This window comes from Sphingomonas abietis (assembly GCF_027625475.1).
Taxonomy (GTDB): Bacteria; Pseudomonadota; Alphaproteobacteria; order Sphingomonadales; family Sphingomonadaceae; genus Solisphingomonas; species Solisphingomonas abietis.
Map to the genome: position 1 here is coordinate 2350449 of NZ_CP115174.1, position 13027 is coordinate 2363475.

The 13027-nt window shown below is 65.4% G+C and carries 9 protein-coding genes; 4 read left to right on the top strand and 5 right to left on the bottom strand.

Annotated features, from left to right (window positions below):
* Nucleotides 1-230: 230 nt before the first annotated feature.
* Both PBT88_RS11190 and PBT88_RS11195 read left to right on the top strand, forming a co-directional pair.
* The gene (locus PBT88_RS11190) at nt 231-719 is read left to right on the top strand and encodes a methylated-DNA--[protein]-cysteine S-methyltransferase (protein ID WP_270075429.1); all 489 of its coding nucleotides are present in this window, start codon (nt 231-233) and stop codon (nt 717-719) included.
* 73 nt (nt 720-792) lie between these two features.
* Nucleotides 793-3207 (top strand): DUF3772 domain-containing protein, encoded by a 2415-nt coding sequence (locus tag PBT88_RS11195; RefSeq protein WP_270075430.1) that lies wholly within the window; start codon nt 793-795, stop codon nt 3205-3207.
* 25 nt (nt 3208-3232) lie between these two features.
* Here the strand turns inward: PBT88_RS11195 and PBT88_RS11200 are convergent, their stop codons facing one another.
* Both PBT88_RS11200 and PBT88_RS11205 read right to left on the bottom strand, forming a co-directional pair.
* The gene (locus PBT88_RS11200; protein WP_270075431.1) at nt 3233-4420 is read right to left on the bottom strand and encodes a BaiN/RdsA family NAD(P)/FAD-dependent oxidoreductase; all 1188 of its coding nucleotides are present in this window, start codon (nt 4418-4420) and stop codon (nt 3233-3235) included.
* Nucleotides 4421-4462: 42 nt separating this feature from the next.
* Entirely contained in the window at nt 4463-6118 is a 1656-nt protein-coding gene (locus tag PBT88_RS11205) for a S10 family peptidase (RefSeq protein ID WP_270075432.1), read from the bottom strand.
* A gap of 91 nt (nt 6119-6209) precedes the next feature.
* Here PBT88_RS11205 and PBT88_RS11210 point away from each other — a divergent pair, with 91 nt between their 5' ends.
* Together PBT88_RS11210 and ppk2 are read left to right on the top strand one after the other, a co-directional pair.
* Nucleotides 6210-8348 carry a prolyl oligopeptidase family serine peptidase gene (locus tag PBT88_RS11210; RefSeq protein WP_270075433.1) on the top strand — a complete coding sequence of 713 codons (2139 nt, stop codon included), beginning with the start codon at nt 6210-6212 and terminating at the stop codon, nt 8346-8348.
* 20 nt (nt 8349-8368) lie between these two features.
* Nucleotides 8369-9274, top strand: coding sequence for a polyphosphate kinase 2 (gene ppk2 / locus PBT88_RS11215; RefSeq protein ID WP_270075434.1), 906 nt, complete (start codon nt 8369-8371; stop codon nt 9272-9274).
* Nucleotides 9275-9325: 51 nt separating this feature from the next.
* Here ppk2 and PBT88_RS11220 read toward each other — a convergent pair whose 3' ends face one another.
* The 3 genes from PBT88_RS11220 to PBT88_RS11230 form a co-directional block, all read right to left on the bottom strand.
* Nucleotides 9326-10255, bottom strand: coding sequence for a glycine zipper 2TM domain-containing protein (locus PBT88_RS11220; protein ID WP_270075435.1), 930 nt, complete (start codon nt 10253-10255; stop codon nt 9326-9328).
* An 82-nt stretch (nt 10256-10337) separates the two neighbouring features.
* The gene (locus PBT88_RS11225; RefSeq protein ID WP_270075436.1) at nt 10338-11342 is read right to left on the bottom strand and encodes a CorA family divalent cation transporter; all 1005 of its coding nucleotides are present in this window, start codon (nt 11340-11342) and stop codon (nt 10338-10340) included.
* Nucleotides 11343-11352: 10 nt separating this feature from the next.
* Nucleotides 11353-12957 carry an inorganic phosphate transporter gene (locus tag PBT88_RS11230; RefSeq protein WP_270075437.1) on the bottom strand — a complete coding sequence of 535 codons (1605 nt, stop codon included), beginning with the start codon at nt 12955-12957 and terminating at the stop codon, nt 11353-11355.
* Between the last annotated feature and the right edge of the window lie 70 nt (nt 12958-13027).

Here is a 13027-nt window from a genome sequence, read left to right on the forward strand (position 1 = left end):
CGGACGGTTGCCCGATACTGAGTGCCGCTACCGCCTATCCTCGCTATCCAAAGCGGGAGGCGGAGCGACCCGGGAACGGCCAGGTCTTCGTTCCGGTTTTTCGCCTCGCCAGTCCGATAATATACATTATGTAAAATCGATGCGCCATCAGGGCCGGCGACGGTGGACGCTCCCTGCGATATCCGGCATCGCTACGCCAGCCGTCAGGAACACGCTGCAGAGACGATGTAATGGCCAATGCCTTCCGTACCATGCCTTCGCCCGTCGGCGTTCTCACTCTGGTGGCGAACGATACCGGGCTTGTCGCGATCCTGTGGGAGAATGATGCCCCCGATCGCGTCCGCCTCGGTGCCATGGTCGCGCAGACCGATCACCCGATCCTCGCCGAAACGGAACGCCAGCTCTCCGCCTATTTCGCCGGCACCCTGACCCGTTTCAGCATAGCACTCGATTTTCATGGCACCGAATTCCAGAAATCGGTGTGGGCGGCGCTGTTGACCATCCCGTTCGGAGAGACCCGCAGCTATGGCGAGATTGCGCGCCAGATCGGGCGACCGGGCGCGGTTCGGGCGGTCGGCGCCGCCAATGGGCGAAACCCGATCTCGATCATCGCGCCCTGCCATCGGGTGATCGGATCGAATGGCGCGTTGACCGGCTTTGCCGGCGGGCTCGAGGCCAAGGAGAGGTTGTTGGCGCTGGAGGGCGCCCGCCTGCTCTAGCGGCCATGCCTTATGGGCTGGGCAGCGCCTTATGGGCTGGGCGGCGCGACCGGCAGGCGCTAGGAAGCCGGTCATGAGGCTCCGCTTTTTTCTGCCGCTGCTCTGCCTGCTGGCGGTCACGTCCACGGCCACGCAGGTCGCCGCACAGGATGTCGATCCGATCGAAACGGCCACCACGGCGCTCGACAAGGCGTCGGACGAGTTCCGCGCGATCGACGCCGCCTATAACGACCGCACCGATGCCGCGCAGGCCCATGCCCTGCAAAATCGCGCGGCCGCAGTGAAGCAAAGCAGCGCCGATCAGGTCGCGGCGCTGTCGACCCAGTTGCAATTGATCGACGCGCGGGTCGCCCAGATCGGGCCGGTGACGCCGGGTCTGGTCGAGGCTCCGGACATCAGGGCGCAGCGCAAGTTGCTGGCCCAGCAGCGATCGACCGTCGACTCCGCGATCAAGCGCGGTAAGTTGCTCGGCACCGAGGCCGACCAGCTCGCGACCGAGATCAGCCAGGCCCAGGCCAATGCCTTTTCCGAGCGGATGTCGGTGCGGGTGCCGTCCCCGTTGACGAGCGGTTTCTGGGGGCCCTTTCTCGCCTCCTTTCCGCGCGACAGCAGCCTCCTGTCCGGCTTCCTGAAGACCGAGATCGATGCGATCGCAGGCGGCGCCCGCAGAGGCGGCCTGCTGCCGGCTCTGGCGGGGCTGATCATTGCGCTGGTGCTGATCGGCCCGGTTCGCATCAGCCTCCGCGCGGTCGGACGGCGTTATGTGATCGAACGGGCGCCGGGCAGCCGCATCCGGCGTTCGGGCCTGGCCCTGTGGCTGACGGTCGTGGGCACGCTGGTGCCGTGGCTGGCGGCGACCGTCTTCGTCAATGGCCTCCAGGCCGGCGAGATGATCGCGAAGGAGTGGGAGAAGCTGGCCGGCGGCTTCCAGATCGCCTGCCTGATCGCCGCGCTGATTTCCGCGCTGGGTGGCGCTCTGCTCCAGCGCCATCAGCCCTCGTGGCGGCTGATCGCGATTTCCGACGAGACCGCCAACCGGCTGCGGCCTTGGACCTTCGTCGCGTCCGGCGTCACCATGGTCAGCTTCGGATTGCTCGCGATCCGCGACGGCGTGAGCACGAGCTGGTCCGCGCAGGCGATGGCGGACGGGCTGTCGACGGCGCTCTATCTCGCATTGGTGCTGGGCATCCTGATCGGCGGCGCGCGCATCCGCGCCCAGATCATCCGCGCCGCCAGCGCCGAGGATGACACGCGCGGCGATCAGTCCGTCATCGCCTTCCTGTCACTGGCGACGTGGGCGATCGTGGCGGTGTCCCTGGTGTCGCTCGCCACGGGCTATGTCGCGTTCGGCCATTTCCTCTCGCGTATCATCGTGTGGGTGGCGGTCGTCGCCAGCACGCTCTATCTCGGGCTGGTCAGTGTCGACGATATCTTCTCCACCCTGTTCCGCCGCGATGGCAGGCTGGCCGACGCTTTCTATCATGGCTTCGGCGTCCGCCGCAGCCTGATCGATCAGTTCGGCGTGGCGCTCTCCGCCCTCATCCGCCTGATGCTGATCCTGATCGCTGCCGGTCTTGTTCTGTTCCCCTTCGGTTCGAACATTCCTTCGCTGTTCGGTCAGCTCGGCACGATCGCGAAGGGGGTGACGATCGGCCAGGTAACGGTCTCTCCCGGCGCGATCCTGCGCGCCGTTGCCGTGCTGCTCGTCGGCATGTCGGTGGTGCGCGGCTTCCAGAAGTGGCTGACCGGGCGCTATCTGCCTGCCACCGAACTGGATGCCGGCGCCCGCAATTCGATCGCGATGGTGGCGCGTTACACCGGCCTGATCCTCGCCGTGCTGTGGGCGATGGCCTCGCTCGGCATCGGCATCGAGCGGATCGCGCTGCTGCTCTCGGCGCTCTCGGTCGGCATCGGCTTCGGCCTCCAGGCGATCACGCAGAATTTCGTGTCGGGCCTGATCCTGCTCGCCGAACGGCCCGTCAAGATCGGCGATTGGGTGGTGATCGGCGATCAGGAGGGCGACGTGAAGAAGATCAGCGTGCGCGCCACGGAGATCCAGATCGCCGACCGATCGACCCTGATCGTGCCCAATTCCGAGCTGATCACCAAGAGCATCCTCAACAAGACGATGGCCGATGCGATCGGCCGCATCCAGCTGCAATTCTCGGTTCCGCTCGGCAGCGATATCAATCAGGTACGCGGCATCGTGATGGCGATCCATGAAGAACATCCGGCGGTGCTGGACGATCCCAAACCGAGCCTGTTCATCGATTCGATCGCGGACGGCCGGGTGAACTTCAACGGCTTCGCCTATGTGGCGTCCCCGCGCCTGGTCTATGGGACGCGCAGCGAAATCTGGTTCCGACTGCTGACCGATCTGCCGGATGCGGGGATCGAACTCGGCACCACGCCCCAGCAGGTCCAGTGGATCGGGGCACCGGCGACCGGTGCCGAAGGGGTGATCGGCACGTCGCCGCCTGCGGAATAACGGAATAACCGCCTGCGACGCGCTGCTAGAGTGCCCGTCCGGCCGCCCAGCCGCTCGCCCAGGCCCATTGGAAATTATAGCCGCCGAGCCAGCCGGTGACATCCACCGCCTCGCCGATCGCATACAGGCCGGGCAGCTTGCGCGCTTCCATCGTCTGCGACGACAGCTCGGTGGTGGCGATGCCGCCGACGGTCACCTCGGCCTTGGCGAAGCCCTCGGTGCCGTTGGGGCGGAAGCGCCAGTCTGCCAGCCGCCGCTCGGCCGCTTGCAGTGCCTTGTCGGAGAGATTGGCCATTTCGCCGGCCAGGGCCAGCCGCTCGGCGAGCGCTTCGGCCAGGCGATCGGGCAGCAGCGCGCCGAGCACGGATCGCGCGCCGGCCCGAGGTCGCGAGCGCTTGGCGTCACGGAACCAGCCATCCGGCTGGTCGGGCAGGAAATCGATACCGACATCCTCGCCATGCCGCCAGAAGGACGAAATCTGGAGGATCGCCGGCCCTGACAGCCCGCGATGGGTGAACAAAGCGGCCTCGCGGAACGCGGTCTTGCCGATCTTCGCCACCACATCGTGGGCGACGCCGGAGAGTTCCCGGAACAGCGCCTCGTCGGCGCCCAGCGTCAAGGGCACCAGCGCGGGGCGCGGATCGACCAGCTTGAGCCCGAAATGGCGCGCTATCTCGTAGGAGAAGCGGGTGGCGCCGAGCTTGGGGATGGAGGGGCCGCCGGTGGCGATCACCAGCGCGGGGGCGCTGGCGACGCGATCGCCATGGACGACGGTGAAGCGGCCATCGGCATGGGTGACGTCGCGCACGTCATGGCTGCAACGGATCGTGACGTCGCCCTGCCGGCACTCGTAGAGCAGCATCGCCACGATCTGGCGCGCCGATCCGTCGCAGAACAACTGGCCGAGCGTCTTCTCGTGCCAGGCGATGCTGTGGCGATCGACCATCTCGATGAAGTCGGCCGGCCGATAGCGGCCGAGCGCCGACTTGGCGAAATGCGGGTTGGCCGAGAGATAATGGGCCGGCCCCGCCCCGACATTGGTGAAATTGCAGCGGCCGCCGCCGGAGATCAGGATCTTCTTCCCCGGCTCGTCGGCATGATCGATCACCAGCACCCGCCGGCCGCGCTGGCCGGCGGTGGCGGCGGCCATCAGCCCCGCTCCGCCGGCCCCGAGGATGATCGCGTCGTAGGATTCGGGGGTGGGGCTCGTCATCCCCAGCCCCCTACCCTTCGATGGCCCGCACCTCCAGCCGGATCAGTTGGCGATATTGTCCGTCCGCCGGATGAAGCTCGCGACATTGTCATGCATCTGCTGGAGCGACTGCTGGTGCGCGTAGATCATGTGGCCGGACTCGTAATAATGATATTCGATGTTGTTCTGGAGGCTCGCCGGGATCGGCAGGTGATGCATCTCGTACCAGCCCTGATAATATGGCGTGGCGGCGTCATAATAGCCGCCATTCACCATCACCTTGAGCTGCGGATCGAATTTCATCGCCGCTGCGAGATCGGGCAGCACGCTGGTGCCGACCATCTTGAGCGCCGGCGCGCCGGGTGCCGCGTGGCTCCAGTCCCAATATCGGAAGACATCGGCCATCGGCTTGAACTGCTCGTCCTTGCCATAGCCGAGATCCTTGCGGGCATATTCGTTGAACGCCGAGATATAGGCCGAGCTCAGCGCCGCCGACTGCGGATCATAATCGGCATCCTTGGACAGCGGGTCCATGTCCGGCCCCGAGAAGCGGGTATCCAGTCGGCCGGTGGTCAGCCCGGATTCTTCCTGCAATTTCTTGGAGAAGGTCGGCCCGTCGATGCGGAGGTCTCCCTTCAGGATATAGTCGACCGGGAGGCCGGTATAATGCGCCAGCTTCTCGGCGACCTGCTGCTTGGTGGCCGGATCGATCTCGTCGCCCTGGGCCAGCGCAGACGCATAGTCGGTCGAGGCGAAATGCTCGACCTCCTTGAGGAAGGGCGCCAGCGCGGCCGGGCGACCGCCGGGGATGCGGTTATGATACCAGGCCGTCGCCGCATAGGTCGGCAGCTGGGTGACATAGCCCTCGACATTGCCCGGATTGCCGCCCTGCAGGCCGGCGAACAGGTTGAAGTCGAGGATCTGGGACAGCAGCACCACGCCGTTGAAATCGATATTGTCGTCGGTGGTCAGGCTGTTGATCAGCACCGCCGAGCGCGGCGTGCCATAGCTTTCGCCGAACAGATATTTGGGTGAGTTCCAGCGGCCATATTGGGTCAGGAAGCTCTTGATGAACTGATCGAAGGCATAGGCGTCCACGTCGATGCCGTAGAAGGCCTTTTCCTTGTCCTTGCCGGCGATACGGCTGAAGCCTGTGCCCGGCGCGTCGATGAACACCACGTCGGAGACATCGAGCAGGCTATAGTCGTTATTGACCAGCTGATAGGGCGCCGCCGGCGTGTGGCTGTCGTCTGCCGTCACCACCCGCTTGGGGCCGAATGCGCCCATATGGAGCCACACGGTCGAGGAACCGGGGCCGCCATTGTAGAGGAAGGTGATCGGCCGGTCGGCAGACGGCACGCCTTTCTTGAAATAGGCGGCGTAGAAGAGCGAGGCTTCGGGCTTGGCATTCTTCTTGTCGGCCCGATCGCTGTCCGACTGCTCCCGCCAGGCGGTATCGTCCCAGTCCTTGGGGTGGACGACGATCGTTCCGGCGACGGCATGATAGGCGATCGCCTTGCCGCCGACGGTGACGCTGCCGTCGCTGTCCGAGCGGGTCGGCGCGAAGAACAGCCCCGCACCCGGCACGACCGCCGGGCCGGCATCCTGCTTGCCATCCTGCTTCCGGGCATCGGGCGTGCCCTTAGCTGCTTCTGCGGCGTAGGCCGTGCCCCATGACAGCGATGCGACGGCGGCGAGCAACAGGCTTTTCGGAATCACGGCGTCCCTTTCGGTGTTTGATTTTGACAACACAGTAATCGCGATCCAATCTGGCCGACAAGGGGAAACCGGTTTCAGGGGATCATCGAACATGCGGATCGCTTTGGTGGCTGTTTCGGCGCTGGCGCTGGGCTTGGCAACGCAGGCCGCGGCGCAGGCCGCTGCATCCGATGACCCCTATGTCTGGCTGGAGGACAAGGACGGCGCGCGCGCGATGCAGTGGGTGGAAGCGCAGAACGCCAAGACCCTACCCCGACTGGACCATGATCCGCGCTACGCCGGCTTCTACAAAAGCGCCTATGCGATCTCGGCCGCGACCGATCGCATCCCCTATCCGGAACTGACCTATGGCCGGGTGCTCAATTTCTGGCGCGACGATGCCCATCCGCACGGCCTCTGGCGCTGGACGACGCCCGCCGACTACGCGACCAACAGCCCGCACTGGACGACGCTGATCGATATCGACGCGCTCAACAAGGCCGAGGGCAAGACCTGGGTGTGGAAGGGCGCGACCTGCATCAAGCCCGATCAGCGCCTCTGCATGGTCGCGCTTTCGGACGGCGGCGAGGATGCCGTCAGCTACCGCGAATATGATCTCCAGACCGGCGCGTTCGTGACCGACGGTTTCGCTCTGCCCAAATCGAAGCAGGACATATCCTGGCTCGACAAGGACACTCTGCTCGTCGCCCGCAATTGGGGCGCCGGCACGATGACGGCGTCGGGCTATCCGTTCGTGCTCAAGATATGGAAGCGCGGCCAGCCCCTCGATCAGGCGAAGGAGGTGTTCCGTGGCGCGGCGACCGATCAGGTCGGCAGCGGTGCCGGCGTGCTGTCGGACGCGCAGGGCCACCGCCTCACCCTGATCACGCGGGGCACAACCTTCTTCGGGCACCAGAGCTATGTGCTCGGCCCCAAGGGCGCCATCAAGCTGCCGATCCCCGACAAGGCCGACATCTTAGGGATGCTGGACGGCCATGTCGTGATCAGGACGAGCGAGGACTGGACCACGGCGGGCCAGACCATCCCGGCCGGCGCGCTGGTGACGGTCGACTATCGCCAACTCGATGGCGGCCCTCTCCATCCCAGCCTGCTGTTCCAGCCCACCGCCCGGCAGTCGATCAACGACGTCGCCGTCACCCGCGATCACGTCATCCTGACCATTCTGGACAATGTTCGCGGCCGGGCGATGATCCTGACGCCGGGTCGTGGCGGATGGACATCGCAACCGCTCGCGCTGCCCGATAATGCGACGATCAGCAATGCGACGTGGAACGAGAATGGCAACGACGCCTATCTCGAGGTGACCGGCTTCCTCACGCCGACGACGCTGTGGTCGCTGGATGCGGCGACCGGCAAGCTGGGCCAGGTCAAGGCGCTTCCGGCGCGCTTCGATGCGTCACAGGACGTCGTCGAGCAGTTCGAGGCGTCGTCCACCGACGGCACGAAAATCCCCTATTTCATCGTCCATCGGAAGGGCATCCCGCTCGACGGGACGACGCCGACGATCATGACCGCCTATGGCGGCTTCGAGATTTCGGAAACGCCTTATTATTCGGGCGCGATCGGCAAATTGTGGATCGAGCATGGCGGCAGCTTCGTGCTCGCCAACATCCGCGGCGGCGGCGAGTTCGGGCCGGCCTGGCACGAGGCCGGACGCAAGACCAAACGCCAGATCATCTATGACGACTTCGCCGCGGTGGCGAAGGACATCTTCGCGCGCAAGCTGTCCAGCCCGCCCAAATTCGGCATCTTCGGCGGGTCCAACGGTGGCCTGCTGATGGGCGTCGAGTTCAACCAGCATCCCGATCTGTGGCATGCCGTCACCATCGAGGTGCCGCTGCTCGACATGATCCGCTACGAGAAGATCGAGGCCGGTGCCTCCTGGGTGGACGAATATGGCAGCGTCTCGGTGCCCGCCGAAAAGGCCTTCCTCGAAACCATCTCTCCCTACGCCAATCTGAAGAAGGGCGGCGCCTATCCCGAGCCGTTCATCGTCACCACCACCAAGGACGATCGCGTCGGGCCGCAACATGCCCGCAAGTTCGCGGCGCGGATGCAGGAATATGGGCTGCCCTATCTGTTCTACGAGGATACGCTGGGCGGCCATTCGAGCGACGCCGATATCGCACAGGGCGCGCGGATGACGTCGCTGATGATGGTCTATTTCAGCCAGAAGCTGATGAACCCGATGGGATCGACGGAAGGATCGGCTGTCACAGCGACGAAATGATCGGAAGGTAGCGGTTGTTCATGACCCCATATCAGACCGATCTCGATCGCATCCGCGAGGAACTCACCGACAGCTTCGACGAGGAGCTGGAGATGGAGCTGGATGAGGCGCGCCTCGACAGCCTGCTCGAGGAAGGGCCGGGCGCGCGAGATTCGATCGATCGCCGCGTCTATTTCCGCGAGCTGTTCCGGCTCCAGCACGAACTGGTGCGGTTGCAGGATTGGGTGCAGAGCCAGGGCCTCAAGGTGGTCGTGCTGTTCGAGGGGCGCGACAGCGCCGGCAAGGGGGGCGCGATCAAGCGGATCACCCAGCGCCTCAATCCGCGCGTCTGCCGGGTGGCCGCCCTGCCCGCGCCCAACGAGCGCGAGCGCACCCAATGGTATTTCCAGCGCTATGTCGCGCACCTGCCGGCCGCGGGCGAGATCGTGCTGTTCGATCGCAGCTGGTATAATCGCGCGGGTGTCGAACGGGTGATGGGCTTCTGCACGCCTGAGGAATCCGAGGAATTCTATCGCTCGGTGCCGGAATTCGAACGGATGCTGATCCGTTCGGGCATCATCCTGCTGAAATATTGGTTCTCGATCACCGACGACGAGCAGCAGTTCCGCTTCGCGATGCGCATCCAGGATCCGCTCAAGCAGTGGAAGCTCTCCCCGATGGACGTGGAAAGCCGCCGTCGCTGGGAGGATTATACCCGCGCCAAGGAAGCGATGCTGGAGCATACCCACATCCCCGAGGCGCCGTGGTGGGTGGTGGAAGCGGTCGACAAGAAGCGGGCGCGGCTGAATTGCATCAGCCACCTGCTCGGCCAGATCCCCTATGACGACGTGCCGCGCGCCGAAGTCGTGCTCCCCGATCGCGTTCGGCACGAGGATTATGAGCGCCACCCCGTGCCGCGCGAGATGTACGTCCCCGAACTCTATTGAAGCCCAAACTTTATTGAAGCCCCCCTCCCTCGTCGGGAGGGGGACGTCCTCCTACCAGTGCCGGCCGCGATAGGGGCCATGTCCGTAATAGCCGCGATAGCCCCAGCGCGGGCCATAATGGCCGTAATACCAGACATGGTAGGGATAGGGGCGATACACCCAGGCGCCGCCATAATAGGCCCAGGGCCGATACCAGCCCGGCGCGGCATAGACATAGGGCGCCCCGGCATAGCCGCCATAGGAGAAGCTCGGCGCACCGCCGCGGACGACGAAGCCCGGCGGGCAGCCGGGGCTGGTCGCGTTGCTGCCGGAACTGTCGGCCACCACGGCGCCGCCCACCGCACCGACGGCGGCACCCGCCAGCGCACCTCCGCCATGATCATGGCGTCCGCCGATCACCGATCCCAGGATCGCGCCGGCGATCCCGCCGACAAGGGCACCCTGCCCGGCATCGCCATGCGCCTTGACGCAATAGGACTGCGCCCATTGCTGGGCATAAGCGGCATATTGCTGATCCGCGGCCTGCTGACGGGCGATGTCCGGCCCGGCCTGATAGCCCGGCGGCGGCGGCGGCGGCTGTGAACCATCATAACCGGCCGGCGGCGGCGGCGCATTGTCATAGCCCTGCCCCTGCTGGGGCGGCGGGCCGCCCTGATATCCCTGCGGCGGCGGTTGCGACGGGTCATAGCCCTGCTGCCGGTCGCCATAGCCCTGCGGCTGCTGGGAATAACCCTGCTGCTGGGGATAGCCCTGCTGCGGATACCCCTGCTGTTGGGGGTAGCCCTGCTGTTGGGAGTAATCTTGCTGCTGAGAATAGCCTTGCTGCTCGGGGTAGCCCTGTGCGGGCTGTTGATCGTCATAGCCGCCATTGGGGGGATAGGACTGATCCTGCGCTTGTGCGGCGCCGGCAAGGAGAGGCGTGAGGGCAAGCGACAGCGCGCTCGCCAAGAGGGTCGTTCTTCCCGGCATCGTCATGGACATGGTATCGATTCCGCAAAACAGAAATGAGCGCACCCTAGATGCGATGGGCCGTCTGAACGGCATGTGAGCAAATCCCTGCGACTTACTGTTTACGCACCAGACCCATCCAGCGCAGCAGCAGCCAGCTCGCCGCGGCGGAGAACAAGGCGACGCCGCTCGCCAGCAAGGTGCCATGGTCGCCCTGTGCGAACGGCAGCCCGCCGGTGTTCATCCCGAAGAAGCCCGTCACCAGGGTCGCCGGCATCATCAACGCAGTGAGGATCGAGAGCAGATAGACGTTCGCGTTGGTGCGCTGCGCCGCCTGGAGATCGAGTTCGTCGCGGAGCAGCTTGAGCTGGTTCTGCCCGGCCACGATATCGGCGTCCAGCGCGGACAGGCGCGGCTGGAAGCGCTGCGCGATCGGCGCCAGCCCTTCGGGCAAGGCCGGATGGCGTTCCATGCGTTGCAACGTCACCCGCGTACCGCCGATCATGCGGTGCAGCTGGGCCGATCGCCGACGTGCCGCGATCAGATCGCGGGTGTCCGGTGCCTCGTCGTCCACCAGCAGATTTTCTTCCGCCTCGAGCAGTTCGGTCGAGAGATCGAGCACCATCGAGGCGAGGCTGTCGGTCAGCACGCCCAGCACGAAATCCAGCGCGGTGGGCGTATCGGCCAGACGCTGGCCCTCCTCCAGCCGATTGCGGAACAGATCGGCGCTGTGGAGCGGGCGATAGCGGCCGGTGATGATCAGGCCGGGCTTCATGGCGATATGGAGGCCCCCGATCCGGCCGATCGACGACGGATCGAAGCCCCGCTCGAAATCATGGAGCACCAGCCCCACGGTATCGCCCTCGACCACCACGCGCTGGTGGCTGTCGCGGGTCAACAGCGCGGCGTGGACGGTGGCAGGAAGCCCCGCCTCCTCTTCCAGCCAGCGCAGGCTGCGCTGATCGGAAAGGTTGAGATGGATCCATCGGAAGCTGCAATCGGCCGGCGGGATCGCGGCCTGCAGCCCGCCATCCCCCTCATCCGTCAGATGATAACACCACACGAGGCCGGGTTGCCGGACCGTTTCCCGCAACTCGGCCTCACGATCGTCTGCCTTCAACCGCCTGTCCTTAGAAAATCCGCGACAGGATCAGATATAGCGTGCCCGAAAGCAGCATGGCGACAGGCAATGTGACGACCCACGCCGCGATCATGTTGCGGATCGTGGCCATCTGAAGGCCCGATCCGTTCGCTGCCATGGTTCCCGCCACGCCCGAGGAGAGGACGTGGGTGGTCGATACCGGCAGGCCGAAACCGTCGGCCAGGCCGATCGTCGCCATCGCCACCAGCTCGGCCGAGGCGCCCTGCGCATAAGTGAGGTGCGACTTGCCGATCTTCTCGCCGACCGTCACCACGATCCGCTTCCAGCCGACCATCGTGCCGAGGCCGAGCGCGAAGGCCACCGCGATCTTCACCCAGGTCGGGATGAAGCGCGTCGCCTTGTCGAGCGAGCCCTTATAGTCGGTCAGAGCCTTGGCCTCGTCGCCCTTGAAGGCGCTATCGTCCCCCGAGGTCAGGTGCTTGATCGCCTCGGAGGCGAGATACATGTCGTTGCGGACGTTCTTGGACGCCGCCGCCGGCACCTGCTTGATCGAGCCATAGGCGCTGATCTGGCGATCGATGTCGCCGACCAGCATGTCTAGCGCCGGCACGGTCTGCGGCGTCGCCTTCTTGTCCTCCAGATAGGTCGTCAGGGTCGCGCGCGCGTCGGTCGGCGCCGGCACGCCGTTTTCGTGCGCGATCAATGCCTTGTGGACCGATGCTGAGCCACTGTGGAACTGCTGCTCATATTGCGCGGGGACGGCGCGGTTGAGCGCATAGGCGGTCGGCACGGTGCCGATCAGGATCAGCATGATCAGGCCCATGCCCTTCTGGCCGTCGTTGGAACCGTGCGCGAAGCTCACCCCGGTGCAGGTGAACACCAGCAGGCCGCCGATCCACCACGGCGGCGGCAGGCCGTCCTTGGGTTCCTCGTAGAGTTTCTTGTTCTTGACCAGCACCCGCATCACCCAGAACAGCAAGGCCGAGAGGGTGAAGCCGATCAGCGGCGAGAAGAGCAGCGCCTCGCCGATGCTGGTCGCCTGCTTCCAGTCGACGCCGGACGTGCCCGAGCGGCCATGCAGCAGCGCGTTGCAGACGCCGACGCCGATGATCGAGCCGATCAGCGTATGCGAAGACGAGTTGGGGATGCCCCACCACCAGGTCGCGAGGTTCCAGATGATCGCCGCGATCAGCAGCGAGAACACCATCGCGAAGCCGGCATCCGATCCGACCTGCAGGATCAGTTCGACCGGCAGCAGCGAGACGATGCTGAACGCCACCGCGCCGGTGGAGAGCAGCACGCCGAGGAAGTTGAAGAAGCCGGACCAGACGACCGCGACATGGGCGGGCAGCGAATTGGTGTAGATCACCGTCGCGACCGCGTTGGCGGTGTCATGGAAGCCGTTCACGAACTCGAAGCCGAGCGCGATCAGCAGCGCGATGAACAGCAGGACGAAGGGCATGACCGCGCGGGCATGGACGCCGGCAGCCGCGGAATCGCTCCAGATGCTCCATGCGACGAACAGGATCGCGGCGATCACGGCGGCTGCAAAGCCCGCCAGCCCGGCCTTGCCGAACCCCTTGTCGAAATCGGGGCGCGAACTGCCCCCGATATTGCCTGCCACTGTCGCCATGACGCCATTCTCCCGATGCTGATCGGAAGGTTAATGACGGCCTGTGACAATTGTGGGTCCGGGGCGCTGC

What these genes read in the sequence shown, in the direction of transcription:
- PBT88_RS11230 (WP_270075437.1), bottom strand. Translation starts at nt 12,957, where the DNA reads ATGGCGACAGTGGCAGGCAATATCGGGGGCAGTTCGCGCCCCGATTTC.
- PBT88_RS11190 (WP_270075429.1), top strand. Translation starts at nt 231, where the DNA reads ATGGCCAATGCCTTCCGTACCATGCCTTCGCCCGTCGGCGTTCTCACT.
- PBT88_RS11200 (WP_270075431.1), bottom strand. Translation starts at nt 4,420, where the DNA reads ATGACGAGCCCCACCCCCGAATCCTACGACGCGATCATCCTCGGGGCC.
- ppk2 (WP_270075434.1), top strand. Translation starts at nt 8,369, where the DNA reads ATGACCCCATATCAGACCGATCTCGATCGCATCCGCGAGGAACTCACC.
- PBT88_RS11220 (WP_270075435.1), bottom strand. Translation starts at nt 10,255, where the DNA reads ATGTCCATGACGATGCCGGGAAGAACGACCCTCTTGGCGAGCGCGCTG.
- PBT88_RS11210 (WP_270075433.1), top strand. Translation starts at nt 6,210, where the DNA reads ATGCGGATCGCTTTGGTGGCTGTTTCGGCGCTGGCGCTGGGCTTGGCA.
- PBT88_RS11195 (WP_270075430.1), top strand. Translation starts at nt 793, where the DNA reads ATGAGGCTCCGCTTTTTTCTGCCGCTGCTCTGCCTGCTGGCGGTCACG.